Below are 16,220 nucleotides of genomic sequence, written 5' to 3'. Positions count from 1 at the left end.
CATTTTGAGAATACGAAATGTCCACTATACTGTATTTTAGCATTTATTCATATTAAATGTATAATCGAAACGGCAAACAAGCCAATAGAACGGATTTTCCGCTTCTTTTTTTGAATATGGAAGAAATGAAGGGTTCAAGGAAAATCAATCCGTTTAACATATTTCACAATGGGCGGACCATTTTAGGGAAGGATACTCACAAGGGAATACAGGGTTGTTGAACGTATTCTCATTTTGTAAGTCAGTTTTTTTAATTATTTATAATATATAGGAGTAAAGTTAATTGTTTGTGGTATTAAAGAAAGGGGTTTATTATATTTGTTGAATATTGATGACTGATGGCGAATGAGGTGGAGAAATGAAACCAATGTGTAAATGGTTGATGACAGGAATGTGCATATTCCTGATTCAACAGCCAGTTCATGCACAAGGCATGAACGAAACCAGGCAGGTAGCATTAGAAAATAAAGAATTGCCTGCGAGCGTACCGCGTTTTGTTTTTGATTCGGGGTTGAAATTCGACTATCCGGATGCTGTGCGCGGAATATATGTGACAGGGCCTGCAGCGGGCGGCAGTAAATTGAATGAACTTATTAAATATGTAGATGAAACCGATTTGAATGCGATGGTCATTGACATTAAGGATGACAAGGGGAACGTTACGTTTAAAACCGAAGATCCAGATTCTCCATATGCAGGGATTGGTAAAGACTACATAAAAAATCCAGGGGCAATGCTGAAAAAATTGGAGGATAAACAGATTTATCCGATTGCAAGGGTAGTCGTCTTTAAAGACTCACTTTTGGCTAAAGAGAAGCCTGAATTATCTTTTTTAGATGGCGAAAAGGTATGGAAGAATGGTCGAGGGGAAGCCTTCGTTAACCCATTCTTAAAAGAGGTGTGGGATTATAATGTAGGTATTGCCATTGAAGCGGCAAAGCTGGGTTTTAAAGAAATTCAATTTGACTATGTCCGTTTTCCCGAAGGATTCGAAAATAAAGAAGATGATTTGAAATATGATGTCGGTGAATATGATGAAGCGAAAGTGAGTCATACAGCCAAAAGGGTTCAGGCAGTGACAGATTTCGTAAGTTATGCGAGGAAACAACTGGAGCCATATGATGTGGAAGTATCAGTGGATATTTTTGGATATGCAGCTACATTGCCTGAAGCTCCCGGAATAGGGCAAAACTTCACAAAAATCTCTGAGAATGTCGATGTAATTTCCTCGATGATCTATCCGAGTCACTGGACGTCTTATTTTGGTATCGATAAGCCTGATTTGGAGCCATATAATCTCGTTAAGGAATATACGAAATTGGAGAGCGGGAAGCTGAAGGAATTAAAAACTCCACCTACTTCAAGACCTTGGCTACAAGATTTTACTGCCTCATATTTAGGTGAAGGGAATTACCAAAGGTATGGAAAGGAAGAAGTGGAAGCCCAAATAAAAGCATTGAATGATAATGGTATTGATGAATACTTATTATGGAATGCAGCAAATCGATATACAAAGGGAGTAGACTATACCCCATGAAAAAAAGGATGACCTTGGAAGATCCTTCCGGTCATCCAATTTCTCTCTGAATTACCGCTTTTTATTCCCGCCAACTTTACTCCACCCTGACTGAATTCGTTTCGATTGATCGAAAATATGAGAGTGACGTTTCCCGCCAAACCATTTTTCGCCGATGCCATTCGTCACAACGCCATTCACAGCTGTAATGCCAATAACGCAAGCAGCGACTAAAAAAAAGTCCAAAAAGTAACTGATCATCAAAACCCTCCTAATATTTTCAAGCTATTCAAGTTCCATTGTAGTGGATAAGAAAAAATCTGGAAAGTATATTCTAGCATATGAGGAGATTAAATTATGAATTGGTATGATAAGTTGAACCAGTATTTCCCTATTGAAGAAATGAAGTCCAAAGAACATATTGAAGTTCTTTTAGAAGATAAGCAGGAAATATATAAAAAGGATGAAGGTCCCGACCATGTTTTATTGTATGTGGAAGGAGAAGAGTTTATATTCGTTGATTACCTTTTTGTATCAAAGAATTCAAGGGGGCAGGGACTAGGAAGGAAATTAATTCAAAAATTGCAAAAAAAGCAGAAAACGATTTTGCTGGAAGTAGAACCAGTACAAGAAAATGATGACGATACATTGAAAAGGCTGAAATTTTATAAAAGGGAAGGATTCCACCATGCCTCTTCAATTTCCTACAGCAGAAAATCCCTTGCCACCAAGGAGAATACGCCTATGGAAATCTTATATTGGCCCGCAAATCCATCAGTTGATGAAGAAGACGTATTTGATTTCATGAAAGAGATTTACTCTGAAATCCATACTTACAAAGATGATGACCTATATGGGAAATCTTATCAAGATGTAGAGGATGTACTAAGCTTGAATGCAGGTCAGGAAACGGATATTTTTAAAGAGGTGCAAATTTGAGAAAAAAAGGGGCCGGGCGTTTAACCGGCCCTTTTTTGTTTGTCGGGAAAAGTACGGTGTAGAGGTCGAATAAAATCGTGAACGGTCGAATAAAGTGCGGGGAATGGTCACACCCCAACAACCATTTTAAAATAAGACTTGGTTATCGTTTATGGCTTTTTATTGTTCTATGATAAACCTCAATGGATTGAAGAAAATTGCGACACTCTTTCGATTACTGAAAACAACTGTAATGTTCTTTTCGACTGCAGGCAAACTGTCTTTTCTAATTGTGCATTTTTTGCCGGGCAAATGAATATCTATAACTTCTCGGATGGTAGATTACTCACTTATCGCTGATTTTTTCGAATTACTTTTTTCCTTTTAGAAATATATGTGCTAAAAGAATGGTTTTTCTTGTAAAAGGAGGAATTTGCTTTTTATTAAAGAAAATATATTAACATGTTCTTGTTTATTGACAAAGATAGGGGGTAAATAAAAGTAACGAGTTAATAAAAAAATCATGAGGGCCGAATTGAGAGTTAACTGAGAATGGTAGGTAGGTATTTTCAATTAGAAAAAGCGGTTTTAATGTATTACATAAAAAACAGAAAAAGCTATAGTACAGGCTAAACTAGAAGTTTATAAGGATTTTTCCAAATATCAAAAAGGGTATTCATTTTAAATAATTTAGTGTATAATAAAGAAAATGAAATACTTAATTAAAATTATTTCAAATTAGAGTGGTACTTATGAATACTAATAGTAGATTTCCCCTCATAGATCACCGATTCTATATTTAGGGAGTGTGAGTAAACATGGTAACATTATATACATCACCTAGTTGTACTTCATGCAGGAAAGCAAAAGCATGGTTAGAGGAACATGAGATTGGATATAAAGAAAGAAACATTTTTTCAGAACCGTTAACGATTGATGAGATTAAAGAAATTCTTCGAATGACTGAAGATGGAACCGATGAAATCATTTCAACACGGTCAAAAACTTTCCAAAAGTTAAACGTAAATTTAGAGAGCCTGCCTCTTCAAGAATTATATAAATTGATCAAGGAAAATCCAGGTCTGTTAAGACGTCCAATTATCCTTGACGAGAAACGGCTTCAAGTTGGTTATAACGAAGATGAGATAAGACGCTTTTTACCACGTAAAGTTCGTACCTTCCAGTTACGGGAAGCACAACGTATGGTCAACTAATAAGGTCTTTCAAGCTCTGCCAGGAAATGTGCAGGGCTTTTTCTTTATACATAACCGATTTTAGCTGATTTTTTTTACTTAATGACGGGTAACATAACATGATTCATAGGCGACAGCAGACGTTTTGGATTTGCAGCAGGTCCCTTGAGCCGGTCATCATTTAAAGAAAAAATAAGAATGCACCCCATCATGCCGTGTATATAATAAGGCATTAATGGCAGTAAGTTTAAAATTGAAGAAAGCATTATGATAGTTGCATGAGGATGAATTTTTTTATAGAATGAATGGAATATTAGGCAAACAATTGTTTTTTAGATATGTAATGTTTTTTATTTCCCTTCTTCAAGGTTTTGTCATAAAATGATGTAAAATAGTCTGTTTTAATGACTATCATGATTTACAGTATTCACTTACGGGTAAAGAGCTTTTAAGAGCAATTTTCGCTTGGGGGTTATTATCCCTTCAAAATGAGATAGGAAGGGAGAGGGGAATCATGGAAATCGAACGCATTAATGACGATACAGTTAAATTTTATATTTCCTATATAGATATTGAGGAAAGAGGCTTTGATCGCGAAGAAATTTGGTACAGCCGTGAGCGAAGTGAGGAACTTTTTTGGGAAATGATGGATGAAGTGCATCAAGAAGAAGAATTCATGATTGAAGGACCTTTATGGATTCAAGTTCAAGCCCTTGAAAAAGGCTTGGAAGTATTGGTCACAAAAGCCCAGCTTGCCAAAGATGGTCAGAAACTCGAGCTACCTCTTTCAGATGATAAGTTAAGGGATTTGAATGTATCAGACAAGATGGATACGCTTCTTGATCAACATTTTCATGGGAAAGATGAAGAAAGCGGTATGACATTCGAAGATGGTATGATTGAATTCATCACGACTTTCGAGGATTTTGAAGATGTCATTTCATTAAGCAAGCGTCATGGCTTGGATGACTGGACGACAAAACTTTATGTTTATCAGAATAAATATTATCTTTATATCGAATTTTCCGAGGCGGAGATTGATGAGGAAGAAATCGATAATGTTCTAAGTCTTTTATTGGAATATAGTCAGGAGTCACCTATAACGGTGCACATGCTTGAAGAGTACGGGAAGATAGTTATCGAAAATGATGTATTCACAACGGTCGATAAATATTTCGCATAGACTGTTGAGGCCGATTTCAGTAGAAATCGGCCTTTTCGTTCAAGAATGAGTGTTTTACCTTAGCAGGGAGGTTTTTATCATGTGCCTGTGTTTGTTAATTGGAGGTAGTCTAGGTGAAGAATATAGTTGGCATCGGTCTGCTTATTCTCTTGTTGGTCGGCTCTTGGTACTTTCTAATAAATGGCGTCGATGGCAGGGTGATTTTTTATTCCAGCCTTATATTGACCCTTTTCTTGGTGGTAATTGGATTCAACATTTTCCTGGAAAACAGAGATCCCATCGAGACCATAACATGGCTGGTTATTTTTGGCGCTTTCCCATTCATCGGTTTCATTTTTTACTTTTTGTTTGGCCGTAATTTTCGGAAAGAAAGGATATTTCGCAAGAAGTACTTTTTGGATAAACAGAGTTTCGTGAAAATAAGCGGCGAGGCGGAGTATAATGACCGAATTAAGGAAATGGGCGAGAACCCTCAGCAGTTAATCACTCTTGCAAATAGGCTGGGGAATAGCCCTATTTCATTTACGACCGAAACCCGGGTTTTAAGAAATGGTGATGAGACATTTTCCAATATCATCGAAGAATTAAAAAAAGCCACACATCATATTCATTTAGAATATTATATTGTTAGGGATGACCGCATTGGCGGTCTGTTAAAGGACATCTTGATACAAAAAGTAAAAGAAGGGGTAGTGGTCCGATTTCTCTATGATGCGGTTGGTTCCTGGAAGCTAGCTCGTTCATATATCGATGAACTGAGGAGTGCGGGAGCTGAAATGGTTGCTTTTGGTCCGTTGCATCTCCCTTTATTAAATAATACATTCAACTTTCGCAACCATCGTAAAATAATCGTGATAGATGGCTCTGTCGGTTTCATCGGCGGTCTCAATATTGGGGATGAATATTTGGGACAAGATCGGAAATTCGGTTCTTGGCGGGATACGCATCTTATCATAAAGGGGGAAGCGGTCAGGACTTTACAGCTCATATTTCTGCAGGATTGGTATTATTGCACCAATAATAGTTTTTTAAGTGATGAATATCTCATGACTGGCCTGCCGAACCACCATGGACATGGCGGAGTTCAATTGATTGGCGGCGGGCCGGATAGTGAGTGGACGATCATTAAAAGCATTTTTTTTAAAATGATCGCTTCGGCAGAAAAGTCCGTCTGGATTGCCTCTCCGTATTTCGTTCCTGATGACGATATCTTTCAAGCATTGAAGGTAGCTGCTTTAAGTGGTTTGGATGTCAGGCTGCTCGTACCGAAGAACCCCGATAAACGTATCGTATTTCATGCTTCGAGAACTTATTTTCCCGAATTGCTCGCTTCCGGAGTTCGTATATTCCAATATAATGAAGGCTTCATGCATAGTAAAATCATCATCGTTGATGACCAACTGGCGTCAATTGGGACAACCAATATGGACATGAGAAGCTTTCACCTGAATTTCGAGGTCAATGCTTTTCTCTACAGGACGGAAAGTACTCGGCAGCTGGTGAATGATTTTTTGGAAGATATAAAGGTATCCCAAGAAGTGGAGATTGATGCGTTTTCCAAACGGAATTTCGGTTTGAAAGTATTGGAGTCCACATGCCGATTGCTTTCACCCCTTCTTTAGATAGTAACTTTCCTTTATGCCGATCAGGCATTTTTTTTTGCGGATTAAAAGGAATTCTAAGCAAAGCAGGCGAATGTAGTGGATGAGGAGGAGATTTATGCTAACTGCGATAAAGAAAGATGGAACTTGGATTACCCTCCCTGAAAAGATACCGGCAAACGAGATTGATGGATGGAGAAAGTCAGCAGATTATTACTGTCCATGCTGCAAGATGGAAATGACCATCAAAGCGGGAAACGTCAGGATTCCTCATTTCGCACATAAAAATAGTACTTCATGCCGTGCTTCTTCAGAACCGGAATCCGCCTATCATTTAATGGGAAAAAGAAAATTGTTTCAGTGGTTATTATCACATGGTTACCAAGTGGATCTAGAAGCCTATCTTCCTGAAATTAAGAAAAGGGCTGATATTTTAGCTAGGATAGGAGGCAATCGCTATGCAATAGAATTTCAATGCTCAGTCATCCCCGAGGTGGAATTCATGGAAAGGACAAGAGCCTACCAAAGCATAGGCATCAAGCCAATTTGGATCCTCGCTGCAAAACGCTTAAAAAGGAAAAGCTTGTATGAATTCAGTTTAACCCGCTTCCAATGGCTCTTCGTCACCGGTAGCTTCCATCATCCGTTTCTTTGGATGTATTGCCCGGAAACTGATCATTTATCAGTATTAAAGAACCTCACTCCATTTACCCCTAGAACCGTCTTTGCCGAATTGACAACAGCCTCTTTAAAGCTCCTTCCCCCTAGTCGGGCATTGCCCCAAAATTGCTTTGGTTTCCCTTTTCTGCCTGCGTGGAGATATAAACGAAATGGCTGGTCCCTGCATCGAGTGAAAACAGCACGCAGATGCGATCCTTTTTTCGAAGAGCTTTATTCACATCATATTACACCTGCGACACTTCCCGTTGAAGTGGGTGTTCCCGTCAGAGGGATGCTGCTGATCGAAACTGCCTCGATCGAATGGCAGGCATGGTTATACATGGATGTGTTTCAAGAGAAAAGAACAGGGGAAAAGATTTCTATGGCTGATATTATCCGCATTTTTAGAAAGCGCTCAAAAAAAGGGGAAATAAAGTTAAGACCGTTGCCATTGTTTCATGAAAAACCAATCGAGTATCCTGTTGGTCAATATATCATGCTTTTGGAGCAATTGGGTTATCTATCAAAGCTGGAAGAAGGGGTTTTTAAAGTTGAAAGGCAATTTACCCTTCCCTTTACCAGTGATCAAGCTCAAATTTTGGAAAAAAATTTCTATTATAAGCATAAATTGATGATGGAAAAGGGGAATATCCAGTATAATCAGTGATATCATCTCTATTTATCTTGAATTCAGATGAAATGGCAGGATTATTTTTGTTAATGGAGAAATAGTAATAAGAACTGGGAATTAAAAGCTTTAAAAAGAATGAACGCCGAATGAAGCATTGCGGCGTCTATCCGGTTTACGAGTTAGCCCAATGGCAAGTTTCTATAGAATGAGGAGGAATTTTTTTATGGCACAGGAAACAAAAACGAATACATTACCCTCAAGAAGTGAAATAGCTCCTGAAGATACTTGGAGACTGGAAGATATCTTCGCAACCGAGGAAGATTGGGAAGCTGCCTTCAAAGCGGTAAAGGAAGACCTCAAGAAGGCGGAGGCACATAAAGGCACGTTGGGTGAAAGCGCAGAAAAATTATTCGCGGCGCTTCAGCTCCAGGATGAAGTATTCGAGAAGCTAGGGAAAGTTTATTCTTATTCACATATGCGCAATGATCAAGATACAACCAATTCTTTTTATCAAGGGATGGAGGATCGGGCAAAAGCTTTATATGCCCAGGCAGCGGCTGCGTTTTCATATATGGTTCCTGAACTATTGAGTATTGACGAAAGCAAAGTGGAAGGGTTTTTGGAAGAAAAAGAAGAATTGAAATTATATAAGCATTCTTTAGAGGAAATCAATCTTCAGAGACCACATATCTTATCTGCAGAGCAGGAAGAATTATTGGCGCAGGCATCAGAAGTACTCGATGCATCTGGCAATACTTTCGGTATGCTTAACAATGCCGATTTGAAATTCCCGACCATCAAGGATGAAAAGGGAAATGAAGTGGAAATAACTCACGGAAGATATATCAGTTTTCTTGAGAGTGAAGATCGCCGTGTGCGTGAGGAGGCATTTAAGGGGGTATACAGCAAGTATGGGGAGTTCCGCAATACATTTGCTTCAACCCTGTCAGGTGAGGTGAAAAACCATAACTTCAATGCCACGGTTCGAAAATATGATTCAGCACGCCAAGCGGCGTTAAGTAATAACAACATTCCGGAGACTGTATACGATAATCTCGTTAAAACGGTCAATGACAACTTGCCATTACTTCACCGTTATCTTGATTTACGTAAAAAAGTACTGCAATTAGATGAACTTCATATGTATGATCTATTTACTCCTCTTGTTAAAGAAGTGAAGATGGAAGTGACATATGACGAAGCCAAGGATTATGTCCTTAAAGGACTTGCTCCGCTTGGGGAGGATTATTTGAACGTTTTGAAAGAGGGATTTGAAAACCGTTGGGTCGATGTGCATGAAAACAAAGGGAAACGAAGCGGTGCCTATTCTTCTGGTACATATGGGACGAATCCTTATATTTTAATGAACTGGCAAAATAACGTCAATAACTTATTCACGCTCGTTCATGAGTTTGGACATTCGGTCCATAGCTACTATACACGTAAATATCAGCCATATCCATACGGGAATTATTCAATATTTGTAGCGGAAGTTGCATCGACTTGTAATGAAAACCTGTTGAATGATTATTTACTGAATTCAATCGAAGATGAAAAGAAACGCATCTATTTATTGAATCATTACCTGGAAGGTTTCCGCGGCACATTGTTCCGGCAAACGATGTTTGCAGAGTTTGAACATACCATACATTTAAAGGCCCAAAATGGGGAAGCGTTGACAGCGGATATGCTTACTAAGGAATATTATGAGCTGAACAAGAAATACTTTGGCGAGAACGTGACCATTGATGAAGAAATTGGTTTGGAATGGGCGCGTATTCCACACTTCTACTATAATTACTATGTTTATCAATATGCGACTGGAATCAGTGCAGCAACAGCATTGAGCAAGCAAATCCTTGAAGAAGGAGAGCCTGCTGTCAAAAGGTATCTGGAGTTCTTGAAGTCAGGAAGTTCCGATTATCCGATTGAAGTACTCAAAAAGGCTGGTGTCGATATGACAAAAGCCGAGCCTGTACAAGAAGCCATGAATGTATTCGAAGAAAAATTAAATGAGTTGGAAGAGCTTTTGAATAAATAGGATGTGAAAAGGACCCGAGCACTGCCGGGTCCTTTTCATCATATATGGATGTCCGTCATAATCCTTTAAAACGATTTCTCTGATTTAAGCTATGAAGGATTATAAAGAAAACAAAAAATAAAATAGGGGAGGTAAAATACAGAGGAATGAGGTTCATGATACCGAGTAGCTGGACAAATAGCGACCCTATCAAGAGTATGAGTAGAATAAAGACTTTCAATTTGGTCACCTCCAACCTGGCAGCAGAAAAAGCTCATCTGCTCTTTATTAGATAGTATGTTTTAGAATAAGCAGTATTCTAAGAATATGACAATAATGTGAAGTTGCGCACAAAGTTCTTGCAATTAAGGTATGTAATCTGCTATAGTACAGATATAGAAGTTATCACATCCCAAACATATACCCCTTTGTTTGTTCGTCGTGAAATTTCTCCCATCCCCTTATTCGTATAAATAGATGAAAACCCCAGCAAATTTAGCGGTTTGCCGGGGTTTTTCATTTGCATGAAAAGTAAAAAGAATTAAATGATCGGCTTTAACAAAGTGAAAAAAGGCGTAGGCAATAAATAGAGATAATGTGATGCGTTTCACAAATAGACTTATTCCCAATCTAGATCAGATATTAAGCGGATATCGAAAACACATATAGCTTTAAATAAAAAGGGCTCGTATTTAGCTATATATCAGAAGGGATAATAAAAAAAATGAAAAATATATATTGTGAACAATTTGTGAAAAGTTACACATATAGTTGAAACACAAATAGGTTATCTGTTATATTATTTATTGTGAAGTAAATCACAAACAAACTTATACCCCTTTGTTTGATCGTGAAAAATTTCTCCCATCCCCTTATTTTCTTATAAAAAGCCATGCAATCTTTTGATTGCATGGTTTTTCCTTTAATATAACAAAGAAGCAGTCAAATTCATGACTGCTTCTTTGTATATCTCCAAAACGTTCCGTATTTTGCAGGTATCTTCTCTGCCACCTGTTTTAAAACAAGCTTTTTCATTTCCAACTCGACGTTATTCTTATTCATATTATAAACGGTTTCAATTTCCTTCGTGGCCACTAGTTTGAAACAGCTTAAAAACTCTTCGAGAGAGGGGGGGGGTGCAGGGGCTGGAAGACCATTCAGCATATCTTCTAAAATTTGAACATATACCTCGTAAGAATAGACACCTGAAACTTTTATTCCCTCTTCTTCAATATTTTGATTGAAAAAGACAAGGGAGGGTATTTCAGTCACTTCCATTTCGTTCGTGATTTTCATGTCACATTGAAAGCCTTTGGCTGCACTGGAAGAATTGATGTCATAAAGGAATTCCTCTACATCCAATCCAACTATCTTGGCACATTCGGTCAAGACTTCGATATTGGATATATCCTTTTTTCCTATGAATACATATTCTTGAAGCTGCCTTAAAAAGCGAATGGCCAATTTACGGCCCTGCAATTCCGCTGCTTTTATTGCGATGGAAGCTGTATATGGAGAAGAGATTGGGTTTTCAGACCAAAGGCTTCCGTCGCAGGACATTCCCGAGCGGCTGGCTGTCTTTTCCCAAACTTGAGCAATGTTTTCATAATTTTTATTTTTCCCCATATTAAGAGAATCGATTTTACCGCTTAAAACATGGCGTAAACTGAACAATTGGCCATATTCTATCTGTAATTTCCTAATAATTGGTTCTAAGCCCCAGCATTCGGGACAAAGCGGATCAACAAAAACATAAATTTCAATTGGCTTTTTTCCTATATCATAGCAATGCTGCGTCTTGATCCAATCGGAAATATTGAAAACTGGTTTTTGTGCGCTCAACTGCCTTCTCCTTTCCCGTCAGTTCCGGATGTATTGATCATATGCTGTGCCGTCAAATAGAGGCGGTGATAGAAAAACTCCCTAATCTCACCCTCAAGGCCAACTTCGTCCATAGCTTGATACATGCATGAGAGCCATGCTTTCGCACGTTCTGGTGTAATTTCAAAAGGTATATGTCGAGCCCGCAACATAGGATGGCCATGCTCTTCTGTATATAAAGAGGGACCGCCTAAATATTGAGTCATGAATTGTTTTTGTTTACGGACCGTTTCTGTTAAATCATCAGGGAATATTGGCTGCAGATCCGGGTGTTGACTAACGTTGGAGTAAAACACATCAATTAACTTGTGTAATTGCCCTTCTCCAATTAATTCATATGGTGTAGGGTTCCCTTGCATCATGTTGATTACTCCTTTTAAAGAAAGATGGTTGATATTTATTCATATTTTATCAATGACGTCCTGATATAACAAATATATAGCTTAAAGAAAATTTTACATCTGTAGTATGACACAGGGGAATGATCCGGAAATGACAGGTTTTGGGGAGCTTTACGATTTGTTAACAATTCGTGGAAAAAGAATATATAGACATGAAAAAACTGACCCTTCACAAATAAACAGGGTCAGCTTGCTTTAGCTTGAAAATGTGCCATAAACTTTCTGAACATAGTTCTGAGTTTCTTTGAAGGGGGGGATGCCGTTATATTTATCTACGTTTCCGGGCCCTGCATTATAAGCAGCAAGGGCAATCTGGATGTCCCCGTCATAACGTGCCATCATTTGACTTAAATATTTACTCCCGCCCATGATGTTTTGTTCCGGATCGGTTGCATCATCCACCCCAAGGCTTTTTGCAGTTGCTGGCATTAACTGCATAAGGCCAGTTGCACCCGCATAACTGGTGGCTTCAGGATTAAAGTTCGATTCTTGTTTAATGACGGACTTAATCAGTTTTTCCGGGAGATTATATAAGCTGGCCGCCTGGCTGATGATATGATCATAGTTTGTTGCGGTTTCACTGCTCTGATTGTCAGCAGGGGCAGTGGATACCGGGTTGATGTTCATGGATGTCAGGCCGCCGGGTTGAAGGAAGGAATTCGTTTCCGCTTCCATGCGTGATATAAGGGAACCCAATGTCTGTGAAGCGCCTTCAAGAGCATCACCCGAAACCAGTTCCGAGAGCATGTCCTGGAAAATGGACCGAGATGAATTTGCATTTGTGTTGTTGCCATTTGTGAATTGCTGGATTGCCTGCAATTCCATGAACGTTTTAAAATCTTGGATTTTCAAACTCTCCACCTCCGAATGGGTTCAAACAGGATTATTTTTGGAATTTGGCGCGATAAAACCTCTTCACTTTATTTTCGGTTTCCCTTACCGGAATTTGAAGGGTTTCAAGGAGGGTCAGGAAATTTTTTTTCCCGGCGTTTGCATCCGTCACTTCATATTCAAGCTCAAAGTCTTCCTGATTACAATACGAACTATGATCTAAAACAAGTAAACCCTCTTTGTAAGGAAATTCAAAACGGTCCGTCTTTAATGTGCCAAAGCAGGTAAAGTCTTTTGGATCAATTCCGCATTCGAGGATAAGAAGTTGGATCTCGCCATCAGGGAATGTGTTATGATTCAGAAACGCATATGCGGTTTCTTCAGAGATATCTTGATTCGTTTCCAATAATCCTTCTGTAGCGGGCTGTTTTAAAGTCAGCTCGTAACGCCCGTTTTTCTCGCGGATCCTAAGGGCAGAGTCTTGATTTTTCAAAGTGAATCCGAGTGTATCGAAGTAATGATTTTTCTGTGTTTTAAAGTTCGATGCCCCGACATGAAAGTATTCGATCAGTTGATGAAATTCTTTTTCGCTCAAGAGGTTTTTAAATTCAATTTCAATATGCTGGTTCATGTGTTCCATCCTTCCTGGCTGATTCTTAGGTTAATCATATAAGAACCATTCCAGCTGTCAAATTGAATTCAATAATTTTTTGCTATTGTACTTGAATATTTAGGAATCAATTGCAGGATATGATAAAATATAAACGTTGAGCATGAGAAATGGTATATCGTATATATAGAAATTCAATACATACTTTTTGTTAGAAAGATTTAATAGGATCCAGTGGTGACTTGGCATAAAGTCATGTGACTGCTGGATTTAGGAGAGCGTTCTGCCCATACCAGAGTTGAACAGGCGCTTTTTAGATAGATATAGGTGGTGTGGCAATGGAGAGTTGGGACGATTTCTTGGCGCCTTATACTCAGGCTGTCGAAGAGTTAAAGGTTAAGCTAAAAGGATTAAGGAAACAGTTTGAGAGAGAGAATATTCACTCACCGATCGAATTTGTAACAGGCAGGGTAAAGCCGATTGTCAGCATTTTGGATAAGGCGAGCCTGAAGGATATTCCCATTGATAAATTGGGAACGGAAATTCAGGATATTGCAGGGCTTCGGATGATGTGCCAGTTCGTGGATGATATCGAACAGGTAGTTGAACTATTACGAGGCCGCAATGACTTCGAGATAGTCGAGGAGAGGAATTATATTTCCCATAAAAAAGCAAGCGGCTACCGTTCTTATCATGTTGTAATCCGCTATCCGGTCCAGACGATCCATGGCGAAAAAAATATCCTTGCCGAAATTCAAATCAGGACTCTTGCAATGAATTTTTGGGCGACGATCGAACATTCTTTAAATTATAAATATAAAGGCATTTTCCCGGAAGATATTCAACTGCGACTCAAACGTGCAGCTGAAGCTGCCTTCCTGCTTGATGCAGAGATGTCGCAAATCCGTACGGAAATCCAGGAAGCACAGCGTCTTTTTTCCAGGAAGAAAGATTCTTGAACACATAAATGGGTAAACGAGAAGAAATCTAAATTGAAGGTGGGATTACATGAAATTTGCGATAACGTCAAAAGGAGATGCGAAATCGAATACTTTAATGCAAAGGATGCGAACGTATCTTCAGGACTTTCATTTGGAATATGACGAAGATCAGCCGGATATTGTCATTTCTGTCGGTGGTGATGGCACTTTATTATATGCTTTTCACCGTTATAAGAATCGATTGGATAAAACCGCCTTTGTTGGTGTACATACAGGACATCTTGGTTTTTATGCAGATTGGACGCCTGATGAAATTGAAAAATTGGTGATTGCTTTAGCAAAAACACCATTTCAAATAGTGGAATATCCACTGCTCGAAACGATCGTCCGTTATCAGCATGGTGGACGGGAAGCCAGATTTTTGGCTTTGAATGAATCGACAGTCAAAAGTGTTGAAGGGACGCTCGTCATGGACGTTGAAATTCGCGGCCAGCATTTCGAGACGTTCCGTGGAGATGGTCTATGCATTGCAACGCCATCTGGAAGCACGGCGTATAATAAGGCGCTTGGCGGGGCCATCGTCCATCCATCAATCGATGCCATCCAGATTACCGAATTGGCATCCATTAATAACCGGGTGTTTAGGACGGTAGGATCGCCACTTCTGCTGCCGGCACATCATACTTGTATGTTCAGGCCGGTCAATGCGGTCAATTTTCAAATTACCGTCGACCATTTGTCCTTGCTTCAGGAAAATGTAAAGTCGATACAGTGCAGAGTGGCAGATGAGAAGATCCGATTTGCCAGATTCCGCCCTTTTCCTTTCTGGAAAAGAGTGCATGATTCATTTATTGCTAATTAAGGAGATAGACTCACCTCATGTCAAATCAAAACTTTTCTTTGACCTGGTCGGTTTTTGAAGAGGATTCTGGCTCTTTATTGCGAGAGTTTCTCGACAAATGCGATATTTCAAAACGAGCATTAACGGATATTAAGTTTAAAGGTGGATATATCCAGTTGAACGGCGAAGAAGTAACCGTAAGGGAACGGATAGAAACAGGCGACATCGTCACTGTCATATTTCCGCCGGAGCAGGCAAGCGAAGGCCTTTTACCGGAACCCATCCCCCTGAATATCAGGTATGAAGATGAGTTTGTATTGGTGGTGGCCAAGCCCCCTTCCATGAATACCATTCCTTCCCGCGAGCATCCCAACGGCAGTCTGGCGAATGGCTTGGCGGGTTATTATAGGAAGACGGGAATACAGGCAACGATCCATATAGTTACACGTCTTGATCGGGACACATCCGGTCTGGTTTTAATTGCCAAGCACCGGCATATCCATCACCTTTTAAGTGAACAGCAAAAATCAGGACAGGTTAAACGGAGATACCAAGCCATAGCTGAAGGAATCGTTGAAGGTCCTGTAGGAGAGATAGTGGCGCCAATCGGACGAAAATCGACCAGCATCATTGAACGGGAAGTCAGGGAGGACGGCCGGTATGCCTGTACCCTATTTAAGGTATTGGCACACACAGAGTCCCATACATTCCTTAATTTGGAACTCCAAACAGGGCGTACACATCAAATCAGGGTCCATATGGCGCATATAGGTCACCCGCTGGCTGGTGATGATTTATATGGAGGGAACAGGAAAGGTATCCCTCGCCAAGCCCTTCATTGTTTTGAATTGAAATTTTTACATCCTTTCACCAAGAAGATGATGTTGTTTCAAGAAGAGTTACCAGAAGATATGACCCGTTTGATCGAGGGAAGTTGACTTTATAACCGGTGCATTAAAAGGAATTCAAGCTTATGAAAAAATCCATAGACGC

General features: G+C 39.4%; 15 protein-coding genes. 10 read left to right on the top strand and 5 right to left on the bottom strand.

Going from position 1 to position 16,220, the window contains the following annotated elements:
- Positions 1–391 precede the first annotated feature (391 nt).
- A complete protein-coding gene (locus ACIQZD_RS09250; protein WP_402902054.1) occupies positions 392–1,537 on the top strand; it encodes a putative glycoside hydrolase in 1,146 nt (381 codons plus the stop codon).
- A gap of 51 nt (positions 1,538–1,588) precedes the next feature.
- On the opposite strand, the gene ACIQZD_RS09245 is transcribed toward ACIQZD_RS09250, so the two are convergent.
- A complete protein-coding gene (locus tag ACIQZD_RS09245; RefSeq protein WP_101224111.1) occupies positions 1,589–1,777 on the bottom strand; it encodes a hypothetical protein in 189 nt (62 codons plus the stop codon).
- A 96-nt stretch (positions 1,778–1,873) separates the two neighbouring features.
- On the opposite strand from ACIQZD_RS09245, the gene ACIQZD_RS09240 reads away from it, so the two are divergent.
- From ACIQZD_RS09240 to pepF, 6 genes are all read left to right on the top strand, one after another.
- Complete coding sequence (locus ACIQZD_RS09240; RefSeq protein ID WP_402901049.1) at positions 1,874–2,455, top strand: GNAT family N-acetyltransferase; 582 nt, start codon at positions 1,874–1,876, stop codon at positions 2,453–2,455.
- 797 nt (positions 2,456–3,252) lie between these two features.
- Positions 3,253–3,648, top strand: a complete 396-nt coding sequence (spxA, locus tag ACIQZD_RS09235) for a transcriptional regulator SpxA (protein ID WP_034314502.1) — start codon at positions 3,253–3,255, stop codon at positions 3,646–3,648.
- A gap of 493 nt (positions 3,649–4,141) precedes the next feature.
- Complete coding sequence (gene mecA / locus ACIQZD_RS09230; RefSeq protein WP_034314498.1) at positions 4,142–4,810, top strand: adaptor protein MecA; 669 nt, start codon at positions 4,142–4,144, stop codon at positions 4,808–4,810.
- Between the two features lie 113 nt (positions 4,811–4,923).
- The gene (gene cls, locus ACIQZD_RS09225; protein WP_402901046.1) at positions 4,924–6,432 is read left to right on the top strand and encodes a cardiolipin synthase; all 1,509 of its coding nucleotides are present in this window, start codon (positions 4,924–4,926) and stop codon (positions 6,430–6,432) included.
- Between the two features lie 97 nt (positions 6,433–6,529).
- On the top strand, positions 6,530–7,738 hold the full coding sequence (locus tag ACIQZD_RS09220) for a competence protein CoiA (protein WP_402901043.1): 1,209 nt from the start codon (positions 6,530–6,532) through the stop codon (positions 7,736–7,738).
- Between the two features lie 187 nt (positions 7,739–7,925).
- Positions 7,926–9,743 carry an oligoendopeptidase F gene (gene pepF / locus ACIQZD_RS09215; RefSeq protein WP_402901041.1) on the top strand — a complete coding sequence of 606 codons (1,818 nt, stop codon included), beginning with the start codon at positions 7,926–7,928 and terminating at the stop codon, positions 9,741–9,743.
- Between the two features lie 927 nt (positions 9,744–10,670).
- Here pepF and ACIQZD_RS09210 read toward each other — a convergent pair.
- The 4 genes from ACIQZD_RS09210 to ACIQZD_RS09195 form a co-directional block, all read right to left on the bottom strand.
- Entirely contained in the window at positions 10,671–11,564 is an 894-nt protein-coding gene (locus ACIQZD_RS09210; RefSeq protein WP_402901038.1) for a ClpXP adapter SpxH family protein, read from the bottom strand.
- Positions 11,561–11,965, bottom strand: coding sequence for a globin domain-containing protein (locus ACIQZD_RS09205; protein ID WP_048686552.1), 405 nt, complete (start codon positions 11,963–11,965; stop codon positions 11,561–11,563). Before ACIQZD_RS09205 ends, ACIQZD_RS09210 begins: the two co-directional genes overlap by 4 nt.
- Before the next feature lie 234 nt (positions 11,966–12,199).
- Positions 12,200–12,865, bottom strand: a complete 666-nt coding sequence (locus ACIQZD_RS09200; RefSeq protein WP_483878403.1) for a lytic transglycosylase domain-containing protein — start codon at positions 12,863–12,865, stop codon at positions 12,200–12,202.
- Between the two features lie 22 nt (positions 12,866–12,887).
- Complete coding sequence (locus tag ACIQZD_RS09195; protein WP_402901032.1) at positions 12,888–13,466, bottom strand: CYTH domain-containing protein; 579 nt, start codon at positions 13,464–13,466, stop codon at positions 12,888–12,890.
- Positions 13,467–13,783: 317 nt separating this feature from the next.
- Here ACIQZD_RS09195 and yjbM point away from each other — a divergent pair, with 317 nt between their 5' ends.
- The 3 genes from yjbM to ACIQZD_RS09180 are packed head-to-tail and all read left to right on the top strand — an operon-like array spanning position 13,784 to position 16,165.
- Positions 13,784–14,404 carry a GTP diphosphokinase gene (gene yjbM, locus ACIQZD_RS09190; RefSeq protein WP_034314484.1) on the top strand — a complete coding sequence of 207 codons (621 nt, stop codon included), beginning with the start codon at positions 13,784–13,786 and terminating at the stop codon, positions 14,402–14,404.
- 49 nt (positions 14,405–14,453) lie between these two features.
- On the top strand, positions 14,454–15,248 hold the full coding sequence (locus ACIQZD_RS09185; protein ID WP_053534153.1) for an NAD kinase: 795 nt from the start codon (positions 14,454–14,456) through the stop codon (positions 15,246–15,248).
- A 17-nt stretch (positions 15,249–15,265) separates the two neighbouring features.
- Positions 15,266–16,165, top strand: coding sequence for an RluA family pseudouridine synthase (locus tag ACIQZD_RS09180; RefSeq protein WP_402901029.1), 900 nt, complete (start codon positions 15,266–15,268; stop codon positions 16,163–16,165).
- Positions 16,166–16,220: the final 55 nt, after the last annotated feature.

Source organism: Peribacillus sp. NPDC096447, assembly GCF_044762725.1.
Lineage (GTDB): Bacteria > Bacillota > Bacilli > Bacillales > DSM-1321 > Peribacillus.
This window is presented reverse-complemented; position numbering and strand designations above follow the sequence as displayed.

Excerpts from the sequence above, each read along its gene's own strand:
- ACIQZD_RS09250 (WP_402902054.1), top strand. The coding sequence starts at position 392 with ATGTGCATATTCCTGATTCAACAGCCAGTTCATGCACAAGGCATGAAC.
- ACIQZD_RS09245 (WP_101224111.1), bottom strand. The coding sequence starts at position 1,777 with ATGATCAGTTACTTTTTGGACTTTTTTTTAGTCGCTGCTTGCGTTATT.
- ACIQZD_RS09240 (WP_402901049.1), top strand. The coding sequence starts at position 1,874 with ATGAATTGGTATGATAAGTTGAACCAGTATTTCCCTATTGAAGAAATG.
- spxA (WP_034314502.1), top strand. The coding sequence starts at position 3,253 with ATGGTAACATTATATACATCACCTAGTTGTACTTCATGCAGGAAAGCA.
- mecA (WP_034314498.1), top strand. The coding sequence starts at position 4,142 with ATGGAAATCGAACGCATTAATGACGATACAGTTAAATTTTATATTTCC.
- ACIQZD_RS09220 (WP_402901043.1), top strand. The coding sequence starts at position 6,530 with ATGCTAACTGCGATAAAGAAAGATGGAACTTGGATTACCCTCCCTGAA.
- pepF (WP_402901041.1), top strand. The coding sequence starts at position 7,926 with ATGGCACAGGAAACAAAAACGAATACATTACCCTCAAGAAGTGAAATA.
- ACIQZD_RS09205 (WP_048686552.1), bottom strand. The coding sequence starts at position 11,965 with ATGATGCAAGGGAACCCTACACCATATGAATTAATTGGAGAAGGGCAA.
- ACIQZD_RS09195 (WP_402901032.1), bottom strand. The coding sequence starts at position 13,466 with ATGAACCAGCATATTGAAATTGAATTTAAAAACCTCTTGAGCGAAAAA.
- yjbM (WP_034314484.1), top strand. The coding sequence starts at position 13,784 with ATGGAGAGTTGGGACGATTTCTTGGCGCCTTATACTCAGGCTGTCGAA.
- ACIQZD_RS09185 (WP_053534153.1), top strand. The coding sequence starts at position 14,454 with ATGAAATTTGCGATAACGTCAAAAGGAGATGCGAAATCGAATACTTTA.
- ACIQZD_RS09180 (WP_402901029.1), top strand. The coding sequence starts at position 15,266 with ATGTCAAATCAAAACTTTTCTTTGACCTGGTCGGTTTTTGAAGAGGAT.